20 protein-coding genes are annotated in these 25,281 nt (G+C 75.6%); 10 read left to right on the plus strand and 10 right to left on the minus strand.

Features of this window, described 5'->3' with window-relative positions:
- Positions 1–56: 56 nt before the first annotated feature.
- Entirely contained in the window at positions 57–2,993 is a 2,937-nt protein-coding gene (locus tag ACIQUT_RS09215) for an FAD-binding and (Fe-S)-binding domain-containing protein (RefSeq protein WP_403561050.1), read from the minus strand.
- Positions 2,994–3,018: 25 nt separating this feature from the next.
- Positions 3,019–3,480 (minus strand): MarR family winged helix-turn-helix transcriptional regulator, encoded by a 462-nt coding sequence (locus ACIQUT_RS09220; RefSeq protein WP_403561052.1) that lies wholly within the window; start codon positions 3,478–3,480, stop codon positions 3,019–3,021.
- A gap of 101 nt (positions 3,481–3,581) precedes the next feature.
- On the opposite strand from ACIQUT_RS09220, the gene ACIQUT_RS09225 reads away from it, so the two are divergent.
- Together ACIQUT_RS09225 and mltG are read left to right on the plus strand one after the other, a co-directional pair.
- Complete coding sequence (locus ACIQUT_RS09225; RefSeq protein ID WP_403561054.1) at positions 3,582–5,444, plus strand: ABC transporter ATP-binding protein; 1,863 nt, start codon at positions 3,582–3,584, stop codon at positions 5,442–5,444.
- Positions 5,445–5,499: 55 nt separating this feature from the next.
- On the plus strand, positions 5,500–6,384 hold the full coding sequence (mltG, locus tag ACIQUT_RS09230) for an endolytic transglycosylase MltG (RefSeq protein ID WP_403561056.1): 885 nt from the start codon (positions 5,500–5,502) through the stop codon (positions 6,382–6,384).
- Positions 6,385–6,540: 156 nt separating this feature from the next.
- Here mltG and ACIQUT_RS09235 read toward each other — a convergent pair whose 3' ends face one another.
- The 3 genes from ACIQUT_RS09235 to ACIQUT_RS09245 all read right to left on the minus strand — a co-directional run bounded on the left by ACIQUT_RS09235 (position 6,541) and on the right by ACIQUT_RS09245 (position 9,800).
- Positions 6,541–7,686 (minus strand): FAD-dependent oxidoreductase, encoded by a 1,146-nt coding sequence (locus ACIQUT_RS09235; protein WP_403561659.1) that lies wholly within the window; start codon positions 7,684–7,686, stop codon positions 6,541–6,543.
- 142 nt (positions 7,687–7,828) lie between these two features.
- Positions 7,829–9,193: a cytochrome P450 gene (locus ACIQUT_RS09240; RefSeq protein ID WP_403561058.1), complete on the minus strand. Its 1,365-nt coding sequence runs from the start codon at positions 9,191–9,193 to the stop codon at positions 7,829–7,831.
- 127 nt (positions 9,194–9,320) lie between these two features.
- The gene (locus tag ACIQUT_RS09245; RefSeq protein WP_403561060.1) at positions 9,321–9,800 is read right to left on the minus strand and encodes an Lrp/AsnC family transcriptional regulator; all 480 of its coding nucleotides are present in this window, start codon (positions 9,798–9,800) and stop codon (positions 9,321–9,323) included.
- A gap of 164 nt (positions 9,801–9,964) precedes the next feature.
- Between ACIQUT_RS09245 and ACIQUT_RS09250 the strand changes: the two genes are divergently transcribed.
- From ACIQUT_RS09250 to ACIQUT_RS09260, 3 genes are all read left to right on the plus strand, one after another.
- Positions 9,965–11,584, plus strand: a complete 1,620-nt coding sequence (locus ACIQUT_RS09250; RefSeq protein ID WP_403561061.1) for an SDR family oxidoreductase — start codon at positions 9,965–9,967, stop codon at positions 11,582–11,584.
- Positions 11,585–11,600: 16 nt separating this feature from the next.
- Entirely contained in the window at positions 11,601–12,974 is a 1,374-nt protein-coding gene (locus ACIQUT_RS09255) for a cryptochrome/photolyase family protein (RefSeq protein WP_403561063.1), read from the plus strand.
- 70 nt (positions 12,975–13,044) lie between these two features.
- Positions 13,045–14,223, plus strand: a complete 1,179-nt coding sequence (locus tag ACIQUT_RS09260; protein WP_403561064.1) for a MerR family transcriptional regulator — start codon at positions 13,045–13,047, stop codon at positions 14,221–14,223.
- On the opposite strand, the gene ACIQUT_RS09265 is transcribed toward ACIQUT_RS09260, so the two are convergent.
- Positions 14,114–14,737, minus strand: coding sequence for an RNA polymerase sigma factor (locus ACIQUT_RS09265; RefSeq protein WP_403561065.1), 624 nt, complete (start codon positions 14,735–14,737; stop codon positions 14,114–14,116). The two genes, ACIQUT_RS09260 and ACIQUT_RS09265, sit on opposite strands and share 110 nt — an antisense overlap.
- Before the next feature lie 115 nt (positions 14,738–14,852).
- Between ACIQUT_RS09265 and ACIQUT_RS09270 the strand changes: the two genes are divergently transcribed.
- Positions 14,853–15,446, plus strand: a complete 594-nt coding sequence (locus ACIQUT_RS09270) for a histidine phosphatase family protein (RefSeq protein WP_403561067.1) — start codon at positions 14,853–14,855, stop codon at positions 15,444–15,446.
- A gap of 226 nt (positions 15,447–15,672) precedes the next feature.
- Here ACIQUT_RS09270 and ACIQUT_RS09275 read toward each other — a convergent pair whose 3' ends face one another.
- Entirely contained in the window at positions 15,673–16,071 is a 399-nt protein-coding gene (locus ACIQUT_RS09275; protein WP_403561069.1) for an erythromycin esterase family protein, read from the minus strand.
- Between the two features lie 408 nt (positions 16,072–16,479).
- Between ACIQUT_RS09275 and ACIQUT_RS09280 the strand changes: the two genes are divergently transcribed.
- The 3 genes from ACIQUT_RS09280 to ACIQUT_RS09290 all read left to right on the plus strand — a co-directional run bounded on the left by ACIQUT_RS09280 (position 16,480) and on the right by ACIQUT_RS09290 (position 20,566).
- A complete protein-coding gene (locus ACIQUT_RS09280) occupies positions 16,480–17,973 on the plus strand; it encodes an FUSC family protein (RefSeq protein WP_403561661.1) in 1,494 nt (497 codons plus the stop codon).
- Between the two features lie 188 nt (positions 17,974–18,161).
- A complete protein-coding gene (locus ACIQUT_RS09285; RefSeq protein ID WP_403561071.1) occupies positions 18,162–19,298 on the plus strand; it encodes a nitric oxide synthase oxygenase in 1,137 nt (378 codons plus the stop codon).
- A gap of 248 nt (positions 19,299–19,546) precedes the next feature.
- Complete coding sequence (locus ACIQUT_RS09290; protein ID WP_403561663.1) at positions 19,547–20,566, plus strand: lactonase family protein; 1,020 nt, start codon at positions 19,547–19,549, stop codon at positions 20,564–20,566.
- Positions 20,567–20,687: 121 nt separating this feature from the next.
- Here the strand turns inward: ACIQUT_RS09290 and ACIQUT_RS09295 are convergent, their stop codons facing one another.
- The 3 genes from ACIQUT_RS09295 to ACIQUT_RS09305 form a co-directional block, all read right to left on the minus strand.
- Entirely contained in the window at positions 20,688–21,611 is a 924-nt protein-coding gene (locus ACIQUT_RS09295) for a sirohydrochlorin chelatase (protein WP_403561072.1), read from the minus strand.
- A 150-nt stretch (positions 21,612–21,761) separates the two neighbouring features.
- Positions 21,762–22,448, minus strand: coding sequence for a uracil-DNA glycosylase (locus ACIQUT_RS09300; RefSeq protein WP_403561074.1), 687 nt, complete (start codon positions 22,446–22,448; stop codon positions 21,762–21,764).
- Positions 22,449–22,519: 71 nt separating this feature from the next.
- The gene (locus ACIQUT_RS09305) at positions 22,520–23,635 is read right to left on the minus strand and encodes a WD40/YVTN/BNR-like repeat-containing protein (RefSeq protein ID WP_403561076.1); all 1,116 of its coding nucleotides are present in this window, start codon (positions 23,633–23,635) and stop codon (positions 22,520–22,522) included.
- Positions 23,636–23,864: 229 nt separating this feature from the next.
- On the opposite strand from ACIQUT_RS09305, the gene ACIQUT_RS09310 reads away from it, so the two are divergent.
- Entirely contained in the window at positions 23,865–25,265 is a 1,401-nt protein-coding gene (locus tag ACIQUT_RS09310; protein WP_403561078.1) for a wax ester/triacylglycerol synthase family O-acyltransferase, read from the plus strand.
- Positions 25,266–25,281: the final 16 nt, after the last annotated feature.

Genomic DNA, 25,281 nt, shown 5'->3' on the forward strand with positions numbered 1-25,281 from the left:
ATCACGCTGCGGGGTCTGCCGCCGTGCCGCTGCCGCCGGCGCCGCCGCGCTCCAGGTCAGGGGCGCGTGGCGTGCTCCAGCTCGATCAGGGCCGACCGGTAGGGGCGGCCGGTGGCCCGTTCCATCCCCACCTCGCACATCCGGTTCGCCGACAGGTACGCGTCGAACGCGCGCGCGGTCACCTCCGCCGCCTCCCGCGCCGTCGCCGAGGCCGCCAGCTCCGGGTGCAGCATGCCCCGGTCGCCCGCGAAGGCGCAGCAGCCCGCGTCGTCCGGCACCACCACCTCCCGGGCACAGGCCTCGGCCACCGCCCGCAGCGCACCCTCCGTTCCCAAGTGCCGCATCGAGCAGGTGGGGTGGACGACCGCCGAGCCGGCCGTGTGCCGGACCGCCAGGCGCGGCAGCAGCTCACGTGCCGCCCAGACGACGGAGTCGACGACCGTCAGCTCCGCGTGCAGCGTGCGGTTCCCGTCGGTCAGGTACGGGACCACCTCGCGCGCGATGCCCAGTGCGCAGGATGAGGCGTCGACCACGAGCGGCAGCCGCCCGCCGGCCGTCCAGCCCCAGGCAGCCTCCACGATCCGGTTGGCCATCACCCGGTTCCCGGCGTCGTAGCCCTTGGAATGCCAGATGGTCGCGCAGCAGGTGCCGGTGGCGTCCGGCGGGATCCACAGCGGCCTGCCGGCCCGCTCGGACACGGCCACCACGGCCTCGGGCAGACTCGGCCCGGGCTCGCCCCGCGGCCCGTTGAAGATCCGGTTGATGCAGGCCGGGTAGTAGACGGCCGCCGCACCGACCCGCCGGGTGGCGGGGAGCCTGCGCGGGGCGGCGCCGGGGATCTGCGGCAGCCACTGCGGCACCAGGTCGGGTCGTACGGCCTTGCGGGCGGCCTCCGTGACCGCCGCCGGGAGCCGGTGCCCGACGACGCCCGCGACGGTGCCGGCGGCGGCCACGGCCAGCCGCGCGGCGCCTTCGACGGCCGCGAACCGCCGGGCGGCGAGTGCGGCCGCCCGCTCCTCTCGCGGACCGTGCCGGCGGTGGCGGAAGTCCTTCATCAGCGCGCCCGTGTCGATGCCGACCGGGCAGGCGAGCATGCAGGTGGAGTCGCCGGCGCAGGTGTCCACGGCGTCGTACCCGTAGGAGTCGAGCAGCTCGTCCAGGACCCGGGAGCCCGGCGGCTGCCGCACCATCTCCCGGCGCAGCACGATGCGCTGACGGGGCGTGGTCGTCAGGTCCTTGCTGGGGCAGGTCGGTTCGCAGAACCCGCACTCGATGCACGGGTCGGCCACCGCCTCGACCCGGGGGATCGTCTTCAGCCCGCGCAGATGGGCCTGCGGGTCGCGGTCGAGGAGGATCCGCGGGGCGAGCAGCCCCTCCGGGTCGACGACCCGCTTGGTGCGCCACATGAGCTCGGTGGCCTTGGGCCCCCACTCCAGCTCCAGGAAGGGGGCCATGTTGCGGCCCGTGGAGTGCTCGGCCTTCAGCGAGCCGTCGAACCGCTCCACCGTGAGCCGGCAGAACGCGTCCATGAAGGCCGCGTAGCGCGCCACGTCGGCGGGCCGGGCGGCGTCGAAGGCGAGCAGGAAGTGCAGGTTGCCGTGGGCGGCGTGGCCGGCGACGGCGGCGTCGAAGCCGTGCTCGGCCTGCAGCGCCAGCAGCGCCTCGCAGGCCTCGGCCAGCCGTGCCGGCGGGACGGCGAAGTCCTCGGTGATCAGCGTGGTGCCGGGGGCGCGGGCCCCGCCGACGGCGGTGACGAAGGCCTTGCGCGCCGTCCAGTGGCCGTGGAGGGTCCCCGGGTCCCGGGTGAAGGCGTTGGTGACGGAGGGCACCGGCGCGACCAGGTCCAGCCCGGCCAGCACTCCGGCGGCGCGCCGCTCGTACTCGGCCAGGCCGGACTCGTCGGGGGCGCGGAACTCCACGAGCAGGGCGGTGGTGTCCTTCGGCAGGCGGGCCCAGTCGCCGGGGACGCCCGGGACGCTGACGGAGGCGCGCAGGGTGTTGCCGTCCATCACCTCGACGGCGAGGGCGCCCGCCTCGTTGAACAGCGGCACGGCCGCGGCCGCGGCGGGCAGCGAGGGGAAGAAGAGCAGCGCGCCGGAGGCGTTGCGGTCCAGGGGAAGGGTGTCGAAGACCAGCTCGGCGAGGAAGCCGAGGGTGCCCTCGGAGCCGACCATCAGCCCGCGCAGGACCTCGACGGGGGTGGTGCCGTCCAGGTAGGCGTCGAGGCGGTAGCCGGTGGTGTTCTTGATCTCGTACTTGGCCCGGATCCGGGCGACGAGCCCCGGATCGGCCTCGATCTCCCGCTTGATCTCCATGAGGCCGCGGCAGAGGGCGGGCTCGGCGCGGGACAGCTCCTCGTCGGCCAGCGGGTCGGCGGTGTCGACGACGGTCCCGCCGGGCAGAACGAAGGTCAGGGAGGACAGGGTCCGGTACGCGTTCCTCGTGGTCCCCGCGGTCATGCCGGAGGAGTTGTTGGCGACGACCCCGCCGAGGGTGCAGGCGATCGCGCTGGCCGGGTCGGGGCCGAGGACGCGGCCGTGCCGGGCCAGGGCGGCATTGGCCCGCGCCACGGTGGTGCCGGGCCGGATCCTGGCCCGGCGCCCGCCGTCGAGGACCTCGACGCCGGCCCAGTGGCGGCGTACGTCGACGAGGATGTCCTCGCCCTGGGCCTGGCCGTTGAGCGAGGTCCCGGCGGCCCGGAAGACCACCTCGCGGCCGCGCCCGTGGGCGTAGGACAGGACCGCGGAGACGTCGTCGATGTCCTCCGCGACCACCACGACCTGCGGGACGAACCGGTAGGGGGAGGCGTCGGAGGCGTAGCGGACCAGGTCGGACGCCTTCCACAGCACCTTCCCGTCGCCGAGCAGCTCCGTCAGCTCGCCGCGCAGCGGCTCGGGGGTGCCGCCGGCACGCCACTCGGGCATGCGGTCGGGGGAGGGGCCGCCGATGCCGTGCGGGCGCAGGGCCCCGGGCTTCGGTTCCAGCAGCGGCATGCGCGACCCCTCGCTCCTCGGCCCGTCAGCAGCGGCGCCCCTCGGGGGCGTCCGTGAGGGCGGCCAGCAGGCCGCCGAGCAGGTCCCGCTGCCCGGCGGTCAACGGAGCCAGGATCTCCTCTGCGGCGTCGGTTCGCGCGCTGCGCAGCCTCCGCAGCGTGGCGCGCCCCGTGTCGGTCAGCTCGATCCGTATGACGCGCCGGTTCGCCGGGTCGGGGGCGCGGCGTACGCAGCCGGCCGCCTCCAGACCGTCCACCAGGGTCGTCACGGCCCGGGGCACGACCTCCAGGCGGGCGGCGAGATCCGCCATCCGGGGTGGCTGTTCACCATCGGAGTACGAGACCAGGCGCAGCAGCCTGCTCTGGGCGGGAGTGATGCCCAGCGGCTCCAGATGGCGCTTCTGGATCCGGTGGAGCCGTCGGGTCAGCCGCAGCAGCTGCTCGGCGAGCACGCCGTCTGTGCTGTCGGTCTCGGGAGCGGTGCTCATACTGGGAACAGTAGCAGGACCCGACTCATTGTGAGTATAGGTAACAATGAGCTATGCTCGCCTGAGTCGCCGGGAGTCCGAGTCCCGTCATAAGGAGGCCCATGCGCTCCGAAGAGCCGAATTGGACGCCATCGAAGGAATCCCTCGACCCCCGCCGCCCCGGCCCCGGAGAGCGGCCGCGCGAACTGCGCCGGATCATGGGCCTGTTCCGCCCCTACCGAGGCCGGCTGGCCGTCGTGGGGCTCCTCGTCTGCGCGTCCTCGCTGGTCGGCGTCGCCTCGCCGTTCCTGCTCAAGGAGATCCTGGACGTCGCCATCCCCGAGGGCCGCACCGGGCTGCTCAGCCTGCTCGCGCTCGGCATGATCCTCACCGCGGTCGTCACCAGCGTCTTCGGCGTCCTGCAGACCCTGATATCCACCACGGTCGGCCAGCGCGTCATGCACGACCTGCGCACCGCCGTCTACACCCAGCTCCAGCGGATGCCCCTGGCGTTCTTCACCCGCACCCGCACCGGCGAGGTGCAGTCCCGCATCGCCAACGACATCGGCGGCATGCAGGCCACCGTGACCTCGACCGCGACCTCGCTCGTCTCCAACCTCACGGCCGTCGTCGCCTCCGTCGTGGCCATGCTCGCGCTCGACTGGCGGCTCACCCTGGTCTCGCTGCTCCTGCTGCCCCTCTTCGTGTGGATCAGCCAGAGGGTCGGCCGCGAACGCAAGAAGATCACCTTCCAGCGGCAGAAGCAGATGGCCGCCATGGCCGCGACGGTCACCGAGTCGCTGTCGGTGAGCGGCATCCTGCTCGGCCGCACGATGGGCCGCGCGGACTCGCTCACCCGCTCCTTCTCGGCGGAGTCCGAGCAGCTCGTCGCCCTCGAAGTGCGCTCCAGCATGGCCGGCCGCTGGCGGATGTCCACCATCGGCATCGTCATGGCCGCGATGCCGGCGATCGTCTACTGGGCCGCCGGCATGGCTCTGCAGTCGGGCGCCCCCTCCCTCTCCGTGGGCACGCTCGTCGCCTTCGTCACGCTCCAGCAGGGCCTGTTCCGGCCCGCCGTGAGCCTGCTGTCGACCGGCGTGCAGATCCAGACCTCCCTCGCCCTCTTCGCGCGCATCTTCGAGTACCTCGACCTGCCCGTGGACATCACCGAGCGCGAGGACCCCGTACGCCTGGAGCGGGCCAAGGGCGAGATCCGCCTGGAGGACGTGCACTTCGCGTACGACACCGAGAGCGGACCCACCCTGGCGGGGATCGACCTCACCGTCCCGGCCGGCGGCTCCCTCGCCGTGGTCGGCCCGACCGGCTCCGGCAAGAGCACCCTCAGCTACCTGGTGCCCCGGCTGTACGACGTCACCGGCGGCCGGGTCGCCCTCGACGGGGTGGACGTGCGCGACCTCGACTTCGACTCGCTGGCCCGGTCCATCGGCGTGGTCTCCCAGGAGACCTACCTCTTCCACGCCTCGGTCGCGGACAACCTGCGCTTCGCCAAACCCGACGCCACCGACGAGGAGATCGCCGAAGCCGCCCGCGCCGCCCAGATCCACGACCACATCGCATCCCTGCCTGAGGGGTACGACACCCTCGTCGGCGAGCGCGGCTACCGCTTCTCCGGCGGCGAGAAACAGCGCCTCGCCATCGCCCGCACCATCCTGCGCGACCCGCCGGTGCTGATCCTCGACGAGGCCACCAGCGCCCTCGACACCCGGACCGAGCACGCCGTGCAGCAGGCCATCGACACGCTCACCGCGGGGCGCACCACGATCACCATCGCGCACCGGCTCTCGACCATCCGCGACGCCGACCAGATCGTCGTCCTCGACAAGGGCCGCATCGCCGAACGCGGCACGCACGAGGAACTGCTCGCGGCCGAGGGCCGGTACGCCGCCCTGGTCCAGCGGGACCGGGAGGCCGCCCACGCCCACCCGCCTGCCCACCCACCCACGGCGGAACGTGTGATCGTATGACGGGTGCGGGGGTGTGATGCCGCGATTGTGGCGGTTCGCGGGTTAGCGTGCCCGCATGCGTCATGAGTACCGGCCGCCACGGCGTCGTTACCGGCTCACCCGCCGGGGCCGTCTGGCGCTCTTCCTCGGCATGCTGCTCGTGATCGGGACGGCCGTCACCCTCGGACCGCTGCTGCGGGGCGAGGAAGCGGAGGCCCCCGAGAAGCCGCGCATGCTGGTCATCCCCGAAGGCTGGCGCGCCCCCCAGGTCTACGCGGCCATCGACCGCGAACTGGAACTCCCGCCCGGCTCCGCGAAAGCGGCGGCCGCCACAGCAGAACTGGCCCTGCCCGCGGAGGCGAAGGGCAACCCGGAGGGCTTCCTGTTCCCCGCCTCGTACCCGGTGACCTTCAGGACCACGGCCGCCGAGCTGCTCGCGCACATGGTGCGGACGGCCAACCAGAAGCTCGGCACGCGCGCCGTCGCCGACGGCGCCAAGGCGCACGGGATGACCCCGTACCAGACGGCCACCCTCGCCAGCATCATCGAGGCCGAGGCCGACACCCGCGGCGACATGGGCAAGGTCGCCCGCGTCGTGCACAACCGGCTGGCGCGGTCGATGCCGTTGCAGATGGACTCCACCATCAACTACGCGCTGAACCGCCGCACGGTGGACACCAAGCTCAGCGACACGCGCATCGACCACCCCTTCAACACCTACCGCCGCCAAGGGCTGCCTCCGACGCCGATCGACAGCCCCGGGCTGCAGGCCATGGCGGCGGCCGTGGCGCCGACGCCCGGCGACTGGCTGTACTTCGTCACCGTCAAGCCGGGGGACACCCGCTTCTCGGCGACGTACGAGCAGCACAAGCGGCACGTCGCGGACTTCAACCGCGCCCGCACCGCGGCCGCAGCGGCAGCCGCCGCGGCCGCGCCGCCCCGGCAGGCCCCGCCCGGGTAGGCCCCGCCCGGGTAGGCCCCGCCCGGGTAGGCCCCGCCCGGGTAGGCCCCGCCCGGGTAGGCCCCGCCCGGGTAGGCCTCGTCCCGGCCCGTCCGCTCGTCTCGGCCCGTCGTCCGCGCGTCCGCGCGTCCGCCCGTCCGTCGGCTCGTCGGCTCGTCAGGCCGCCCCGGCCGGTTCGAGCAGCTCCGGCGGGGTGGCGTCCGGGGAGTCCGGGGCGCCGTCCTGCGTGCCGCGGGCCAGCAGGCGGCGGATCTCCCGGACCGCCGCACCACCCGCCCGGTTGGCGCCGATCGTCGACGCCGACGGGCCGTACCCGACCAGGTGGACCCGCTCGTCGCGGACCGCGCGGGTGCCGTCGAGGCGGATCCCGCCGCCCGGTTCCCGCAGCCGCAGCGGGGCCAGGTGGTCGACGGCCGCCCGGAACCCCGTGGCCCACAGGATCACGTCGGCCTCCACCTGCTGCCCGTCCGCCCAGGCCACACCCGTCGGCGTGATCCGCTCGAACATGGGCCTGCGGTCCAGGACGCCCGAGGCGATCCCGTCCCGCACGGCCTCGTTCAGCGGCAGCCCGGTCACACTGACCACGCTCTGCGGCGGCAGCCCCTGCCGTACCCGCGCGTCGACCAGGGCCACGGCGGCCCGGCCCTCCGCCTCCCCGAAGGTCCCGTCACGGAACACCGGGGGCCGGCGCGTCACCCAGGTCGTCGCGGCCGCCACCGGGGCGATCTCCAGCAGGTGCTGCACCGCCGAGGTCCCGCCGCCCACCACGACCACCCGGGCCCCGGCGAACGCCTGCGGCCCCGGGTAGTCCGCCGTGTGCAGCCGGCGCCCCCGGAAGGACTCCTGGCCCGGGTGGCGCGGCCAGAACGGCCGGTCCCAGGTGCCGGTCGCGTTGATCAGCGCCCGCGCCGACCAGACGCCCGCCGAGGACTCCACCCTCAGCCGCCCGCCGGGCCCTTCCCGGACGGCCGTCACGTGCACGGGGCGGTGCACGTCCAGGCCGAACCGCCGCTCGTACGCGGTGAAGTACTCGCCGATCACCGCCGACGACGGCCGCAGCGGGTCGGCGCCCACGAGCTCCATGCCGGGCAGCGCGTGCATGCCGTGCACCTTGCCGTATGTCAGCGAGGGCCAGCGGAACTGCCACGCCCCGCCCGGGCGGGGCGCGTGGTCCAGGACCACGTGTCCGATGCCCGCCCGCGCCAGGTGGTACGCGCTGGACAGGCCCGCCTGCCCGGCGCCCACGACCACCACGTCGACCTCGGTGCCGGCGCCGTCCCCGCCGGCGGGGGCCCCTGCCATCGTCTCCCGCGTCAGTTCGTTCACGGTTCTACCAACTCGGGACGCTGCCGGGATCTTCCCCCGCCCGCCGGAGCCACGCCGGAGCCCCGCTGGAGCCCCGCCGGAGCCCGCCGAGGCCCTGCCGGAGTCCCGCCCGACCCGGTCAGGGCCGCCGCAGCACCGCGGGCACCGGCCCGGCCGGCTGCAGCGTCAGCCCGGGGAACACCGCGACCGGCTCGGGGCCGGTGTCGAGGTGGAAGCGCCGGGCCAGCACCGCCAGCACGAGCACGGCCTCCACCAGGGCGAACCGGGCGCCCAGGCAGGCCCGCGGCCCGCCGCCGAAGGGGATCCAGGCCTGCTCCGCCGCCAGGTGCCCGGCATCCGCGTCCCACCGCTCCGGACGGAACACCTCCGGGTCCGGGAACCAGCGGCCGTCGCGGTGCATCGACCAGGGGCTGGTCCACACCGTCGTCCCCGCGGGCACGCCCCGCCCGCCGATCACCGCACCTTCCCCGGCGACCGCCGAGATCAGCCACACCGGCGGGTACATCCGCAGCGCCTCCTTGACCACCTGCCGGGTCCAGGGCAGCCGCTCGTAGTCCTCGTACGCGGGCAGCCGCCCGCCGAGCACCCGGTCCAGCTCCTCCGTCAGCCGCGCCCGCGCCTCGGGCGCCGCCGACAGCAGCTGCCAGGCCCAGGTCAGGGTGGTCGAGGTGGTCTCGTGCCCGCCGATGTAGAGGGTGATCGACTCGTCCCGCAGCTCCTTCCGCGTCAGCGGTGCGCCGTGCTCGTCGCGGGCGGCCAGCAGCCGGCTCAGCAGGTCGTCCCGCTCCGCCCCGCCGGCCGAGGCCGCCTCGTGCTCCCGTATGACGTGCGCGACCTCCCGGTCCAGGACGGCCACGGCCCGGCGCATGCGGCGCCGCCCCGGAGTCTGGACCCAGGGCGGCAGGAACAGCGTCAGGCCGCGGAACTCGGCGCCCAGTTCACGCTGGGCCGTGGCCATGGCCGCGCTGATCGGGGCCTCCCGGCCGGCCGCGTCGCTCCCGAACAGGGTGCGCACCGCTATCCGCTGGGTGAGGCCGGCCATCTCCCGGTGCACGTCGATCCGCCCGTCCTCGGCCCAGCCACGGGCCAGCGCGTCGGCGCACTCCACCATCGTGGCGGCGTACGCGCGCACCTGCCGCGGGCGGACGGCCGGCTGGACCAGCGCCCGCTTGCGCCGCCAGTCGGCGCCGGTGGCGACGACCACGCCGTCCCCGAGCAACTGGTGGAAGGCCCAGCCCAGCTCCATCGGCCGAAACGTTTTTTCCACGGCGCCCAGCAGCTCACCGGCGTGCTCGGGCCGGGAGACCAGGACGTTGCGCTGCGGGCCGAGGGCCCACGGCACCCAGTCCCCGTACCCGTCGCGCAGGGACTCGAAGAAAGCCAGGGGATCGCGGGCGAAGGCCGGCAGGTTCCCGACGAGGGGCCACCGGCGCGGTCCGCGCTCGGTGCCCGGGGGCAGCAGGGTGGCGGTCACGCCACGCATGATCGCAGCGCCCTGCCCGCCCCGCCAGGCCCTGTGCCGAACAGGCCGCGCCGAACGGGCCGTGCCGCACGGGAAGTGCCGAACAGGCAGTGCGGGACCGGTGGTTCGGAACGGGCGGTTCGGGCCGTCAGGGCCTGCGGGCCGCCCGCCCCACGGACTCGACCAGCGGCAGCAGCCGGTGCGCCACCCGCTCCCGCAGCGCCACCTCGGTACGGGTCCGGACCACGCCCGGAAGCCGGATCAGCCGCTGGATCACGTCCTCCAGGTGCGCGTTGTCCCGCGCCGCCACCCGGGTCAGCAGGTCCCCGCCGCCCGTTATCGAGAACGCCTCGATGATCTCGGGGACCTCCGCGAGCGCCTCGCCGACCTCGTCCAGGTGTCCCTGGGTCACCTTGATGTGCACGAAGGCCAGCACCGGATGGCCCAGCGCCGCGGGGGAGAGCACGGGACCCGTACCGGTGATCACACCGGTGCGCTCCAGCCGGTCGAGCCGGGCCTGGAGGGTGCCGCGGGCGACCCCGAGGATGCGGGCGTACTCGCGGACGCTCGTGCGCGGCTGCTCGATCAGCAGGCGCAGAATCCGGGTGTCGAGTTCGTCCACCGCCATGCCGCGACTGTACCAATGGCACAGTGCCGTGACGTGCCATGCCGAGCCGTCCGCGGCGCCGGCGCCGGAGCCCACTCCGGCTGCGGGCGCGGACGCGGTGCATCCGGGCACGCCTGCCCGCCCGAATCCCCTACGGGGCGGGAGCCGAGGAGGAGAAGGAACCCATGAGCGGTCTGCACTGCCTCGTCACCGGGGCCACCGGCTACATCGGCGGCCGCCTGGTGCCCGAGCTCCTCACCGCCGGCCACCGGGTCCGCTGCCTGGCGCGGTCCCCCGAGAAGCTGCGCGACCACCCGTGGGCGGGGCGCACCGAGATCGTCCGCGGCGACGCCGGCGACGAAGCCTCCGTCGCGGAGGCCCTGGACGGCATCGACGTCGCCTACTACCTCGTCCACGCCCTCGGCGCCGGATCCGGCTTCGAGGAGCGCGACCGCGCCGCCGCCCGGATCTTCGCCGAACGGGCCCGCGCCGCCGGCGTCCGCCGTATCGTCTACCTGGGCGGCCTCACCCCGGCCGGCATCCCCGTGCACGCGCTCTCCCCGCACCTGCGCTCCCGCGCCGAGGTCGGCCGGATCCTGCTCGCCTCCGGAGTGCCGACCACCGTCCTGCGCGCCGCCGTGATCATCGGCTCCGGGTCGGCGTCCTTCGAGATGCTGCGCTACCTCACCGAGCGGCTGCCCGTCATGGTGACCCCGAGCTGGGTCGGCACCCGCGTCCAGCCCATCGCCGTCCGCGACGTCCTGCGCTACCTCGTCGGCAGCGCCGCCATGCCGCCCGGGGTCAGCCGGGCCTTCGACATCGGCGGCCCCGACATCGTCACGTACGAGGCGATGATGCACCGGTACGCCGCCGTGGCCCAGCTCCCCCCGCGGTTCATCCTGCGCGTGCCGATGCTGACCCCGGGCCTGTCCAGCCACTGGATCGGCCTGATCACGCCGGTGCCGCGGGCCCTCGCCCGGCCCCTCGCCGAGTCGCTGCGCCACGAGGTGGTCTGCGCCGAGCACGACATCGCCCGCTGGGTCCCCGATCCGCCGGGCACGCCGATCGCCCTGGACCGGGCGCTGGAACTGGCCCTGCAGCGCGTACGGGAGGCCCGGGTCACCACCCGCTGGTCCTCCGCCGCGGTGCCCGGCGCACCGAGCGACCCGCTGCCCACCGACCCCGACTGGGCGGGCGGCAGCCTCTACACCGACCGGCGGGAGCTCGCCGTCGAGGCCTCGCCCGGCGCCCTGTGGCGGGTGGTCGAGGGCATCGGCGGCGAGAACGGCTGGTACTCCTTCCCCCTGGCCTGGGCGGTACGCGGCTGGCTGGACCGGCTCGTCGGCGGTGTCGGCATCCGCCGCGGACGCCGGGACGCTGCACGGCTGCGGGTGGGGGACTGCCTGGACTTCTGGCGGGTGGAGGAGATCGAGCCGGGCCGGCTGCTGCGGCTGCGCGCCGAGATGCGGCTGCCGGGGCTGGCGTGGCTGGAGATGTACGCGGAGCCCGGCGCCGGGGCCGACGGCGGCGCACGCTACCGGCAGCGGGCCCTGTTCCACCCGCACGGACTGCTCGGACACCTCTACTGGTGGAGCGTGTCCCCGTTCCACGCCGTGGTCTTCGGCGGCATGGCCCGCAACATCGCCCGCGCCGCACAGCGCCTGGACGGCGACGCGAACACCGCGTCCGCCGCATCCACAGCATCAACCGCCTCCGGCGCATCGGGCCCACTCACCGCATCCGCCGCGCCCGTTCCGGCCGAAGTACCGGACGACAGCCGCCCCCCGGAGCAGGGGCGGCCCTGACGGGGAGCGAGCACACATGAACGTCGCGGTGGTCCTGTACACCTCCGACCTGCGCCTGCACGACCATCCGCCGCTGCGCGCGGCCCTCTCCTCCTGCGACCGGGTCGTGCCGCTCTTCGTCCGGGACCCCGCCGTCGACGCCGCCGGCTTCGCCGCCCCCAACCGGCTCGCCTTCCTCGCCGACTGCCTCGCCGGCCTCGACACCGCCCTGCGCGAGCGCGGCGGCCGCCTCGTGCTGCGCTCCGGCGACACCGTCGACGAGGTCTGCGCCCTCGTCCGGGACCAGGATGCCGACGAGGTCCACATGGCGGCCGGGGTCAGCGGCTACGCCCGCGCCCGCGAGGAGCGGCTCCGCGCCGCCCTGGAGGCCGAGGGCCGCCGGCTCTACGCCCACGACGGGGTGGTCACGGCCGCCGCCCCCGGCTCCGTGGTGCCCGCCGGCTCCGACCACTTCGCCGTGTTCACCCCGTACTTCCGCCGCTGGGCCGGCGTCCCGCTGCGCCGGGTCCTGGCCGCCCCGCGGTCGGTGCCCGTGCCCGACGGGATCGGCTCCGATCCGCTGCCCCGGCGGCAGGCCGTCGCCGGAGTCTCCCCGGGCCTCGCACGCGGCGGCGAACGGGAGGCCCGTACGCTCCTCACCCGCTGGCTGCACGGAGGACTCGCCCGCTACGAGGACCTCCACGACGACCTGGCCGGCGACGGCACCTCCCGCCTCTCCCCGCACCTGCACTTCGGCACGCTCTCGGCGACCGAGGCCGTCCAGCGCGCCCGCGCCGCGGGCGGCCCCGGCGGCGAGGCCTTCGTCCGGCAGCTGTGCTGGCGCGACTTCCACCACCAGGTGCTCGCCGCCCGCCCCGACAGCGCCGCCCGGGACTACCGCGGCCGCGGGGACCGCTGGCGCACCGGAGCCGCCGCCGAGGAGGAGACCGAGGCCTGGAAGGAGGGCCGCACCGGCTACCCGGTGGTCGACGCCGCCATGCGCCAGCTCCGCCACGAGGGCTGGATGCACAACCGCGGCCGGCTGCTCGCCGCGAGCTTCCTCACCAAGACCCTGTACGTGGACTGGCGGGTCGGCGCCCGGCACTTCCTCGACCTGCTCGTGGACGGGGACCTCGCCAACAACCAGCTCAACTGGCAGTGGGTGGCCGGCACGGGCACGGACACCCGGCCCAACCGGGTCCTCAACCCGGTCCGCCAAGGCCTCCGCTTCGACCCCGAGGGCCGCTACGTGCACCGCTGGGTGCCGGAGCTCGCCGGACTCGACGCCCCGCAGCTGCACGAGCCGTGGCGGCTCCCCGGCCTGGAGCGGGCCCGGTACGACTATCCCGACCCGGTGGTGGAACTCGCCGACGGCCTGGACCGGTTCCGCCGGGGACGGGGGGCCGAGTGACCGCCCCGCACCCCGGCCCCCGCCGCGCTCCTGCCCACGGCCGCCGCCCCGCCGCCGTATCGTGAGCGGCGTGGACAGCGCGCTCCCGCCACCGAAGGCGGCCACACCGCCACCGCCCGCGACACCGCCCGCCGTGCCGCCGCAGGATCCGTCCGCCGCCGCGCTGAGCACCGGCGCCGTGGCCCGCCGCCTCGGCGTGTCCCCGACCACGGTCCGCTCGTGGGAGCGCCGGTACGCCATCGGCCCGGCCCACCGCGAGGACGGCCGCCACCGCCGCTGGACCCCGCAGGACATCGCCCGCCTGGAGCTGATGTGCCGGCTCACCGCGCAGGGCGTCCCGCCGGCGGAGGCCGCCCGGACCGCCCGGACCTCCCGCGCCGGCACCCCCGGCACCCCCGGCACCCCTGGCCCGTCCGGCCGGGCCGCGGCGCCTGCGACGGCCGCGACGGCCCGCCTGCCCGGAGCCCCGCCGCCCGGAGCCCCGCTCCCGGCCCCGGGCGGCGGCCCCGGCGGGGTCCTCCCGCTGGGCACGGTCCGCCCCGAGTGCCGCGGCCTGTCCCGGGCCGCCGTACGCCTGGACGCGTCGGCCGTGGCCGACCGGCTGGAGTCGGCCCTCGCCGAGCACGGCCTGGTCACCGCCTGGGAGGAGGTCATGGCGCCGGCCCTGCACGCCGTCGGCCGCAAATGGGCCACGGCCGGCGAGCGCTACGTGGAGGTCGAACACCTGCTGTCCTGGCACATCTCCGGGGTCCTGCACCGGATCCGCCCGCGCCCCGCCCCGCCGCGCACCCCGCCCGTCCTGCTGGCCTGCGTCCCCGGCGAACAGCACACCCTCCCCATCGAGGCCCTGACCGCGGCCCTGGGCGAACGGGGCGTGCCGACCCGGATGTTCGGCGCGGCCCTGCCCGCCGAAGCCCTGCACGACGCCGTGCGGCGTACCGGCCCGCGGGCCGTCGTGCTGTGGGCGCAGTCCCGTACGACCGCCGACCGCGCCCTGGCCCGCTCGGTGGCCGGCATCGAATGGGGGCTGCGCGGGGCCCGCACCTACTCGGCGCTGCTTCTCGCCGGGCCCGGCTGGGGCGCCGGCCCGGCCGTCCCGCACACCGGTCGGCTGCTCGGGCTGCGTTCGGCGCTGGAGCTCATCGCCCCGCCGGCACCGCTTCCGGGGCCGCATCCGGCACCGCCGCCGGAACCGCCTCCTGGAGGGTCCGCCTCAACCGGTCCAGAGCCCGCCGCATATGGCTCTTGACGGTGCCGAGCGGCAGCCCCGTGCGGTCGGCGATCTGGGTCTGGGTGAGGTCCCCGTAGAAGGCCAGCCGCAGCACCTGCTGCTGCGCCGACGGCAGCCGGGCCAGCTCGCCGAGGACGAGGAGCCGGTCCACCGCCTGCTCCGCCACCCCGGGCCGCGCACCCCCCGGACCGCCGGCCGCCGTCCCGGGGGCCGCGACCGCCGACCGGGCCGCGGCGGCCGCCGCCCGGGCCCGCCGGGTCCGCGCATCGAGGGCGTCGGCGACCTTGTGCCGGGTGATGCCGGTCAGCCACGCGCCGAAGCCGCCGGGTCCGGGCCGGTAGCGGCCCCGCCCGCGCCAGGCCGCGAGGAACACCTGCTGGGTGACGTCCTCGGCCTCCCGCTCGTCGCCCAGGCCCCGGTGGGCGAGTGCCTGGACCAGCGGCCGCCAGCGCCGGTACACCGCCTCCACGCAGCGCTCGTCGCCCGCCGCGAACCCGGCGGCGAGCCACTCCTCGCGCTCCACTGCCTCCATGCACCGAGCCTCGCGACCACCGCCGACCCCGGCCAGTCGCAGCGTTTCCGCATCGATTGGCGACGGCTGCGCGCCGGACCGGCCGGCCGCGGCCCGAGCGGCTATCGTCCGGAGAGTGAGTGACCTGCTGCTGGTGAGGCACGGCGAGACCGAGTGGAGTGCCACGGGCCGGCACACCGGGAGCACCGACGTCCCGCTGACCGCCGACGGCGCCGACCAGGCCGTCTCCCTGGCCCCGTACTTCCTCGACCGGCAGCCGGCGCTGGTGCTGACCAGCCCGCTGCGCCGGGCCGTCGCCACCGCCCGCCTCGCCGGGCTGACCGCCGACGACACCGACCCCGACCTGTGCGAATGGGACTACGGCGGCTACGAGGGCGTCACCACCGAGGAGATCCGGCAGACCCGGCCGGACTGGTCCCTCTGGCGCGACGGGGTCCCGCCCGGCAACCCCGGGCACCCCGGCGAGAACGCGGCCCAGGTCGGCGCCCGGGCGGACCGCGTCCTGGCCCGCGTGGCCCCCGTCCTCGCCGCGGACCGCGGCGACGCCGTCCTCGTCGCGCACGGCCACTTCCTGCGCGTCCTGACCGCCCGCTACCTGCGGCTGCCGCCCGAGGACGGCCGGCTCTTCCTGCTGCGCACGGGCACCGTCAGCATGCTGTCCACCGAGCACGGGCTCCCGGTGATCTCCGGCTGGAACACCCGCCCCTGACCCGCTGTTCGGCACGATCACCGTCGAACCCGACCAGCAGGCGGGACTGCCCGTCGTCGACGGCGACGGGATGCCCCGGGCGGACCTGCGCCGGGCGGCCGCGACCCCGATGGACGCCCAGGCCCCGACCGGCCGGCTGCTCCGGTGTGCCCTGCGGTCAGGCCCTCGGCCCGGGCCGCGACAGCACCCGGGCCACGGCGGTGGCCCGCTCGCGGCGGCACCCGGGTCACCGGGGCAGCGGGCGGGAACACGTCGAGCGGGCGACGAACGCGATTCCGTCGTATTCCCGGGCCGGAACGAGCGGGGCCGCGTGGAAGCGGTGGGTCCAGCGGGGCACACCGGCGCCGAAACCGCGCTGGGCGTGCGACTGCCGCAGCCACTGCGCGGCCTGGGGCGACGGGTCGGCGGCCCGCAGGTCGACGCAGCAGTCCCCGGGAACCGCGGCCGCGAACCGGGACTCGATGAACCGCGTCCCGGCGCCGACCCGGTGCCGGACGCCGGCCCCGGGCGGCGGCGCCGCGGCGGGCCCGGGAAGAGCCCCCTTCCCGAAGAGCAGGCCGAAGGCGTAGTAGGGCGGTGTCCCGGGTCCAGAAGCCGAGCCGGCCGATGAACCGGGCGGGATCACCGGCGCTGCCGTGCACGTACGCGTCCAGGGGCGCGGGCGGCGTCGGGCACGGCGGTGCTCCCTCCGACGCCGACCCGGCGGTATTCGGCCAGTCGGCCGGCAGCCGGGCAGTCGGCCAGCCGGGCAGGCCGGCCCGTCGGCTGGTGCAATGGCCCCCAAATGGCTGACGAAATCCCGCTCCGACTGGGCCAATGGCCCAGTGCTCCGGTGCCCGTTTGAGCCGACGGGCCGGGAGGTGCTTATCTGTGTCGTATCCATGTACTTTCGGCGCCGCGCAGCGCCGGGCGGCAACGAGGCCGGCCGGGGCGCGGTGCCTTCGCCGTGCCCGCGCACCGCCCACCACCCCCGGGCCGGTCGCCGGGCCGGCGCGCACCACCTTGAGGGGGGCGGCACACCGCCGTGAAGAGGATGTTCGTGGCTCCGGATCCGGGGCTTGGGAGACTGCGGAACTCGCTGCGGGCCGTGCTCGGCGTCGGCCTCGCCGTGGCGGTGGCCGAATCGTGCGGCCTGTCCCTCACCGCGTCCATCACCGGCGGCCTGGCGGCCCTGCTGGCGCTCTTCACCGTGCTCGACGGCAGCGTGCGCGCCCAGCGCGTGACGACCGTGCTGCTGCCCGTCGCCGGGTTCCCCGTCCTGGCGCTGGCCACCACCCTGCACGGCATGCCGTACGCCCGCGACGCGGCCTTCCTCGCCGTCGTGTTCGCCGGGGTCTACGCCCGCCGCTTCGGGCCGCGCGGGCACGCCCTCGGGATCTTCGGCTTCATGATGTTCTTCGTCACGCAGTTCCTGCACGCCCTGCCGGCGCAGCTGCCCGAGCTGTACGCCGCCGTCGGCCTGGCCCTGCTCGCCTCCGCCGCGGTGCGCTTCGTGCTGTGGCCCATCGAGCGGCGCACGCCGCCCGCGCCCGCACCGCCCGCCCTGCCGGGCGCCGGCCTGGCCCGGCCGGCCACCCGGCAGGCCTTCCAGACCACCGCCGCCTGCGCCTTCGCCCTCGCCGTCGGCCAGGCGCTCTCCGAGGACCGCTGGTACTGGGCCGTCGGCACCGCCTGGTGGATCTTCGTCAACACCGCCTCCCGCGGCGAGACCCTCGTCCGCGGCTTCCGCCGGGTCCTGGGCACCGTCCTCGGCATCGCCGCCGGACTGCTGATCGCCGTACCGCTGCACGGCGCCCCCGCGCCGACCGCCGCGCTCGTCGCCGTGTGCGTCTTCGGCATCTTCTACACGGCCGCCCCCTCGTACTCCTGGATGATGTTCTTCGTCACCGTCATGGCGGGCCTGCTGTACGGGCTCCTCGGGGTCCTACACCCCGGGCTGCTGCTTCTGCGCTTCCAGGAGACCGCGGTCGGCGCGCTGGGCGCCGCGCTCGCCGTGGCCCTGGTCCTCCCGGTGACCACGCACGCCGCCAACGACGCCTGGATCCAGCGGGCCCTGTACTGCGTCCGCGCCGCCACCTCGGCCGCCTTCGACCGGCTCGCCGGCGACCCCGGGGCCGACCCCGCCCCGCACGCCGCCGAACTGGAACTGCTCCTGGGCCGTGCCCGCGCGGCCCTCGCCCCGCTCGTCCACCCGCTCAGCCCGCTGCGCGCCCGCAAGGCCCGCGCCCGGCAGGTCCTCGCGCTGCTCGACGACTGCGCCCGCGAGGTCCGCGGCCTGGTGTCCGTCGCCGCCGACCCGCAGGCCTCGCACGACGCCCGGCTGGCCGCCGCCTGCTGGCGGGTGGAGGCCGTGGTGGAGGCACTGACGGCCTCCGACGGCACGGCCGGGCCCGACCGGCCCGCCGTCCCGCGGCCCGCCCCCGCGGAGCCGGCCCTCGTACACCTGCACGGCCTGGAGCACGCCCTGGTGGCCCTCCACGCCCCGCTGCGCACGGATCCGCGGGCCCCGCTCGTCATGTCGGCCTGACCGCCGGATCGTACGCCCCGTCAGGTCCGCCCCGCAGGCCGTTCGCCGCAGGACCACCCGGTGGTGTGTTTCGGCCACTGATGCCGTCACCGGGTTGACCTGCGGCATGTACAACGGGTGATTGTTCACCGCACATTCATGCGGCACGTACAGGGTGGATCTGTCCGGACAGGGGGTAACGGCCCGGGATGGAAATACTTCGGGAACGCTCGACCGCCGACCAGGTGTGGCAAGCGGCAGAGGAGTTCGTCCTGCTCTTCCATCGGGAGAATCCGCAGGCGGGGGACCCGCGCCGACGGCTCGCCGAGGTGCGGGCCGAACTCGCGGACACCGGAACCTACCGGCACACCGCCCGGGAACTGGCCCACGGGGCCCGGGTCGCCTGGCGCAACAGCAACCGCTGCATAGGCCGGCTGTACTGGAACTCGCTGCGGGTCCGCGACCACCGCGACCTGACCGACGCCGACGCGATCGCCGCCGAATGCTTCCAGCACCTGCGCGAGGCCACCAACGGCGGCCGGGTCAGACCCACCATCACCGTCTTCGCCCCGGACGCCCCGGACCGCCCCGGTCCGGTGATCTGGAGCGAGCAGCTGATCCGGTACGCCGGCTACGGCGACCACCCGTCGATCACCGTCGGCGACGCCCGCAACGCCCCGCTCACGGGCGCCCTCCGCGCCCTCGGCTGGAGCGGCGGCGCCGGGACCCCCTTCGACCTGCTGCCGCTGGTCGTCCAGGGGGTCGACGACAAGCCCCGCTGGTTCGATACCCCCGCCGACGCCGTGACGGAGGTGCCGATCGAGCACCCGGACGACCCCGGCTGGGCGGAGTGGGGGCTGCGGTGGCACGCCGTTCCGGCCATTTCCAACATGTGCCTGGAGATCGGCGGGATCCACTACCCGGCCGCGCCGTTCAACGGCTGGTACATGGGCACCGAGATCGGCGCCCGCAACCTCGCCGACACCGACCGCTACAACCTCCTCCCCGCGGTCGGCCGCCGCCTGGGGCTCGACACCTCCAGCGACCGCTCCCTGTGGAAGGACCGCGCCCTCGTCGAGCTCAACCGGGCCGTGCTGCACTCCTACGACCGGGCGGGGGTCACCATCGCCGACCACCACAGCGAGTCCCGGCGGTTCCTCGCCCACATGGAGCGGGAGGAGCGCAAGGGACGCGAGGTGGGGGCGGACTGGTCCTGGATCGTGCCGCCGATCTCGGGCGCCGCGACCCCGGTCTTCCACCGCACGTACGAGGACCGGCCCAGCACGACGACGTACGTGCACCACGTCGGCGCCGTGGAACGCGCACAGGGCCGGGACTTGGTCTAGACCTACTGTTACCGTCGCACCGGACGGATCCGGAACGGCGGAGAGGGGCACCCGTGAGCGGCACGGACGATACGGACGGCGTGCAGGGCGTGCAGGGCGTGCAGGGCGTGCAGGGCGTGCAGGGTGTGCAGGGTGTGCAGGGCGTGCGGGGCGTGCACGACAGGCCCGGCGCCGGCGCCGGCGTCGGCGTCGGTGTACAGGGCAGGCCCGGCGCGGGGTGGTCCGGCGGTCGCGGGCTCCGGGTCCGCATCGGCTCGTTCACCTCGGGAGGCGGCCGCGGCATCACCACCGCGGCCGTCGACCCGCACACGGGGGCGCTGACCCTCCTGTCCGCGACCGACGAGCTCGCCGACCCCTCCTACCTGGCCTTCGACCACGGCACCGGTGTGCTGTACGCCGTGAGCGAGACCGAGCGGGGGACGGTCGGCGCCTTCCGGACCACCCCCGAGGGCCTCACCGCCCTCGGCCCCGCCGTCCCGGTGGACGGCTCCGGGCCCACCCACCTCAGCGTCGCCGGGCGCAGGCTGCTGACCGCCAACTACACCTCCGGCAGCGTCAGCAGCCTCCCCGTCGCCGCCGACGGCAGCCTCTCCGGACCCGCCCGGGTCCTCGCCCACCGGGGCAGCGGCCCCGACACGAGCCGCCAGGAGCGGCCGCACGCCCACCAGGTACTGCCCGACCCCGGCGGCCGCTGGGTGCTGAGCGTCGACCTCGGCACCGACTCCGTGCGCGTCTGCGGACCGGACGAGACCGCCGGGGGGCTCCGGCTGCACGCCGAGACCGTCCTGCGGCCCGGCTCGGGGCCGCGCCACCTCGCCTTCCACCCGGACGGCCGGACGGTCTACGTGCTGCACGAGCTGGAGCCGCAGCTGACCGTCTGCCGCTGGGATCCGCGCGCCGGGCGGCTGGAGCCGGTCGCCGAGGTTCCGTTCGCCCCGGAGGGCCTTCCGGAGGGCGTACGGGCCTACCCCTCGGCCGTGGTGGCCGCGTCCGACGGGTCTGCGGTCTGGGCCGCCGTCCGCGGCGCCGACACCATCGCCGCCTTCTCGCTCGCCGGCGGGGCCGGGAAGCCCCGGCCCGCCGGCAGCGTGCCCTGCGGCGGCAGCTGGCCGCGCGATCTCGCGGCCGACCCCTCGGGGCGCCGGCTGTACGCGGCCAACGAGCACTCCGGGGACGTCACCTGGTTCGACGTGGACCGGCGGACCGCCCTGCCGCGCCGGGTCGGCTCGGTGGCCGTCCCGGCGGCCGCCTGCGTGGTCTTCACCTGACCGTTACGGCGGTACGGCGGTACGGCGGTACGGCGGTGCGCCCGCGAAGGCCGGAAATACGCGAGGGCCCGCGCCCCGGAGTGCGGGGAGCGGGCCCTGGTACGGAAGGAAAGGAGCCGGATCAGTGGGCGGCGGCCGCACCCTGGCTGATCCCGAGGGCCGCGGAGTACTGGGTCACGACGAGCTTGCCCAGCGCGCCGTACGCGCCCAGCACCTCGGCGACCGCGCAGTCGGCCTCCTTGGCCGCCGTGTCCAGCAGCCCGTCGGCGGCCTCCGGGCCGATCAGGTACGGCGCCAGCGCGAGCTGCGTCGAGCCCTCGCTGCGCAGCTGCTCGGCGACCGCGGCCACCGAGCCCTCCTGGTCCAGCGCGGCGGCCTTGACCGGCACCGCGAGGCGGGCGGCCAGCAGCATGCCGGTGACCCCGGCGACCTGCACGGCCTCCTCGCCGCCGGTGGTGGCCACGATGATGCCGTCGGCGGCGGTGGTCACGGTGAACAGGCGGGCGCGGTCGGCGCGGGCCAGGCCGGCCTCCGACAGGCGCACGTGCAGGCCCTCGGCGAGCAGCGGGTGCGGGCCGAGCACCTCGGCCAGCTCCACGGCGGCCGAGGAGTCCATCACGGCCTGGCGGATCCGGCGCAGCAGGTCGGCGTCGGGGCCGGCCAGCAGCGGCACCACGACGGCGTCCGGGCCGGTCGGCTCGGGCACCTCGTGCCCGGCGGCGCGGGCGAACTCGGCGCGCGCGACGCGCTCGCCCGCGACCGCGGTCAGGACGGTCGACAGCGACGGGAACTCGGCGGCGCCGTCGGCCTCACCCTCCAGGAAGCCGATACGGGCCTCCAGGCCGGGCAGCTCGGAGCGGCCGATGCTGATGATCTCTTCCGCGAGACCCCGCGAAGCGGCCGAAGGGGCGCCGGGCACGGCGAGCACCAGCGTCGGCGCTCCCTCGGGGGCCACCGCGGGCTCGGGCCGGCGGTGGCGTCCGGTCTGGCGGGGTCGCGGCATTCGTACGGGCAGGCCATTTGCGGGCCCAGTGGGGGAGCTCATGGCGCCGCATGCTACTGGCTTATCGGAACCAGGTGTTCGGTCAGGGTCCACGAGGGCGGCATCTGTCCGTATTTATCCGATGAATGTCGTATACGGTTCAACCGAACACCAATCGGCGCACATCAGTCGGCACACGTCAACCGGCGCACATCAGCCGGCGGAGGGAAGCCGCCAGTCCACCGGCTGCGCCCCCTGCCGGGCCAGGAGGTCGTTGGCCTTGCTGAACGGCCTCGACCCGAAGAACCCGTTGTCGGCGGACATGGGAGAGGGGTGGACCGACTCCACGGCCGGCAAGTCGCCCAGCAGCGGCCGCACGTTGCGGGCGGGACGGCCCCACAGGATCGACACCAGCGGCTTGCCGCGCGCCGCCAGCGCCCGGATCGCCTGCTCGGTGACGGCCTCCCAGCCCTTGCCCTGGTGGCCGTTGGTCTTGCGCGGGGCCGTGGTGAGCGAGCGGTTCAGCAGCAGCACGCCCTGGCGGGCCCACGGGGTGAGGTCGCCGTTGGCGGGGCGAGGCACGCCGAGGTCGGCGTCCAGCTCGCGGAAGATGTTCTCCAGGCTCGGCGGCAGCGGGCGCACGTCGGGCGCCACCGAGAAGGACAGGCCCATCGCGTGCCCCGGGGTCGGGTACGGGTCCTGCCCGACGATGAGCACCTTCACCTCGTCGAAGGGCTGCTGGAACGCCCGCAGGACGTTCGCCCCGGACGGGACGTAGGTTCTGCCGGCTGCGATCTCTGCGCGCAGGAAGTCGCCCATCGCGGCGATCTGCGCCGCCACCGGCTCCAGAGCACGGGCCCAGCCCGGCTCGACGATTTCGTTCAACGGTCGTGCTGCCACAGCGAGTCACTCTACTGGCCGAATCGTCGACCCGGCACCGCCGTCCCGGCGGCACCCCGCCGCGTCCCGTCTCAACTGCTCGTGCTGACGCGGCCGTCCAGCACCGCCGCCCGTACGCACAGTACGTCCGGCAGGTGTTCGGCGAGGAGGTTCCAGCTCTCCCCGTCGTCGTCGCTGGCGTACAGCTCGCCGTTGCGGTTGCCGAAGTAGATGCCGGCCGGGTCGGCGTCGTCCGTGCACAGGGCGTCGCGCAGCACCGTGCCGTAGTGGTCCCCGTCGGGGAGCCCGCGGGTGAGCGGCTCCCAGGTGGCGCCCGCGTCCCGGGTGCGGAAGACGCGGCAGCGGTGCTCGGCGGGGACCCGGTCGGAGTCGGCGTTGAGCGGGAAGACGTACGCGGTCCCGGGGCGGTGCGGGTGCGCGGCGACGGCGAAGCCGAAGTCGGAGGGCAGGCCGCCGCCGATGTCGGTCCACTGCCCGCCCGCGTCGTCGCTGCGGTACACGCCCCAGTGGTTCTGCAGGTACAGCCGGCTCCGGTCGCCGGCGTCCTGGACGACCTTGTGGACGCACTGGCCGAATTCCGGATGCCGGTCCGGTAGGAACACCGCCGAGACGCCCCGGTTGGACGGGGCCCAGCTGGCGCCGCCGTCCAGGGTGCGGAACACGCCCGCGGTGGACACCGCCACCGTCACCGCGTCCGGGTCCGCCGGGTCGGTCAGGACGGTGTGCAGCCCCTCGCCGCCGCCGCCCGGCACCCAGCTCGTGCGGGTCGGGTGCTCCCACAGCGCGCGGACCAGCTCGAAGGACCTGCCGCGGTCCGTCGAGCGGAACAGGGCGGCGGGCTCGGTGCCCGCGTACACCACGTCCGGCGCCTCGGGCCCGGCCGGGTGCAGCTGCCAGACCCGCTCCAGCGAGGCCCCGGTGTCCTGCGGGAACCGGACGGCGGGCGCGGCCGGCTCCTGCCAGCTCGCCCCCAGGTCGTCGGAGGTGAACACGGACGGCCCCCAGTGCGAGCTGTCCCCGGCGACGAGCAGCCGGGGCGCCGGCCCGCGCCGGTCGATCGCGGCCGCGTACACCGCCTGCGCGTTGAAATGCGGCCCGTCGAACCGCCACGGACCGTCGGCACCGGCCTCCCTGCGGCCGATGAAGAGCCCCTTGCGCGTCCCCGCGAGGAGCAGCACCTCTGCCATCGCCGACACCTCCGACTTCTCCGACCCCGCCGACCGCCGTCCCGGTCGTCGTGCGAGCGTCTTCCGGCCAGTCTGCACCCGCCCGCCGCCAACGGCCCGGCAGCCGCACCGCGGCCCTGTCCGGCTGATCGGCATCGACCGGCCGGTGCGTGAAAGTGTGGCTACTTGATCGTAGGAGGGCGAAAGGGGTTGACTTCCAGCCTCAGCCACTGCTCGCGAGAGGCACTACGTGGTCACAGAGCACCTATCCCCGCTCGACCTCGCCTTCTGGCGGATCGAGTCCGCCGACCACCCCATGCATCTCGGCGCCCTCGCGGTCTTCGAGGCCGCCGCCCAGGACCCCGGGCCCGCCTCCCGCCCCCGCTCCGGCTCCGGCCGGGGCGCGGACTCCGGCCCCGGCCCCGGGGAGGACCCCGAATCCGACGCGGCGGCCCGAGCCGCCGCACTTCTCGCCACCCGCTGCACGCGCGTGCCCCGCCTGCGCCGCCGGATCCACGACGTCCTGCTGCCGGTCGGGTCGGCCGCCTGGGCACCCGACGCGGACTTCGACCCGGCCCGGCACGTGTTCCTCGTCCGCACCCCGGACCCGCGGGCCGCGGCCGGCCCGCTGATGGCCCGGCCGCTCGACCGGAGCCGGCCGCCCTGGGAGGCCCACGTCCTGGCCGGCCCCGACCCGCGCTCCTTCGCCGTCCTGTTCAAGTTCCACCACGCCCTCGCCGACGGGCTGGCCGCCCTCGCCCTCGCGGCCACCCTCTTCGACGAGGGCCCGACCGTACGCGGGCCCGCGCGACCGCAGCCCGAACCCGCGGCCCACGTCCCCGCCCTGCGCGAACTCCCCGGCCTCCTCGCCACCCGCATCCAGGGCGTCGGGCAGGCCCTGGAGATCGGCGCGGCGATGGCCCGCTCCGGCCTGCCCCTCCCCGTCCCGGCCGCCCTGACCGCGGGCGCCGGCGGGACCGGCACCCGCGCCGTCGCCGGCCTCGCCCTCGCCCTGGACGACGTCAACCGCATCCGCAAGGTCGCCGGCGGCACCGTCAACGACGTGCTGATCACCCTGGTCGCGGGGGGCCTGCGGCGCTGGCTCGCCGGCCGCGGCGACACCGTGCCCGAGGGGCCCGGCCCGCGCGCCCTGATACCGGTATCCCGCCGCAGGCCCGGCGCCGGCGCACGGTACGGCAACCGGCTCTCCGGCTACCTGCTGCGGCTCCCGATCGAGGAGCCGGACCCGCTGCGCCGACTGGAGCGGGTGCGGACCGGGATGGACCGCAACAAGGAGGCCGGGCCCGCGCGGGGCGCCGGGGCCGTCGCCCTGCTCGCCGACCACGTGCACCCGCTCGGCCACCGCCTGGGCGGTCCGCTGGTCGCCCAGGCGGCCCGGCTGCTGTTCGACATCCTGGTCACCAGCGTCCCGCTGCCCGGCTTCACCTTCACCCTCGGCGGCAGCCGGGTCCGGGAGGTCTACCCGCTGGCCCCGCTGGCCCGCGGACACGCCCTCGCCGTCGCCGTGTCCACCTACAAGGACACGGTCCACTACGGGCTGGTCGCCGACGCGGCCGCCGTACCGGACCTGGCCGCCCTCGCGGAGGCCCTGCGGGAGGAGCTCGACGCGCTGGTCCGGGAGGTCTCGTAGCCGACCTCCCCGGGCC

The organism is Streptomyces sp. NPDC090445, assembly GCF_044769385.1.
Classification (GTDB): domain Bacteria; phylum Actinomycetota; class Actinomycetes; order Streptomycetales; family Streptomycetaceae; genus Streptomyces.

Coding starts and splice junctions, on each gene's coding strand:
- ACIQUT_RS09215 (WP_403561050.1), bottom strand. CDS start 2,993: ATGCCGCTGCTGGAACCGAAGCCCGGGGCCCTGCGCCCGCACGGCATC.
- ACIQUT_RS09235 (WP_403561659.1), bottom strand. CDS start 7,686: ATGGCAGGGGCCCCCGCCGGCGGGGACGGCGCCGGCACCGAGGTCGAC.
- ACIQUT_RS09240 (WP_403561058.1), bottom strand. CDS start 9,193: ATGCGTGGCGTGACCGCCACCCTGCTGCCCCCGGGCACCGAGCGCGGA.
- ACIQUT_RS09265 (WP_403561065.1), bottom strand. CDS start 14,737: ATGGAGGCAGTGGAGCGCGAGGAGTGGCTCGCCGCCGGGTTCGCGGCG.
- ACIQUT_RS09280 (WP_403561661.1), top strand. CDS start 16,480: ATGTTCGTGGCTCCGGATCCGGGGCTTGGGAGACTGCGGAACTCGCTG.
- ACIQUT_RS09255 (WP_403561063.1), top strand. CDS start 11,601: ATGAACGTCGCGGTGGTCCTGTACACCTCCGACCTGCGCCTGCACGAC.
- ACIQUT_RS09285 (WP_403561071.1), top strand. CDS start 18,162: ATGGAAATACTTCGGGAACGCTCGACCGCCGACCAGGTGTGGCAAGCG.
- ACIQUT_RS09305 (WP_403561076.1), bottom strand. CDS start 23,635: ATGGCAGAGGTGCTGCTCCTCGCGGGGACGCGCAAGGGGCTCTTCATC.
- ACIQUT_RS09245 (WP_403561060.1), bottom strand. CDS start 9,800: ATGGCGGTGGACGAACTCGACACCCGGATTCTGCGCCTGCTGATCGAG.
- ACIQUT_RS09225 (WP_403561054.1), top strand. CDS start 3,582: ATGCGCTCCGAAGAGCCGAATTGGACGCCATCGAAGGAATCCCTCGAC.
- ACIQUT_RS09295 (WP_403561072.1), bottom strand. CDS start 21,611: ATGAGCTCCCCCACTGGGCCCGCAAATGGCCTGCCCGTACGAATGCCG.
- ACIQUT_RS09220 (WP_403561052.1), bottom strand. CDS start 3,480: ATGAGCACCGCTCCCGAGACCGACAGCACAGACGGCGTGCTCGCCGAG.
- ACIQUT_RS09250 (WP_403561061.1), top strand. CDS start 9,965: ATGAGCGGTCTGCACTGCCTCGTCACCGGGGCCACCGGCTACATCGGC.
- mltG (WP_403561056.1), top strand. CDS start 5,500: ATGCGTCATGAGTACCGGCCGCCACGGCGTCGTTACCGGCTCACCCGC.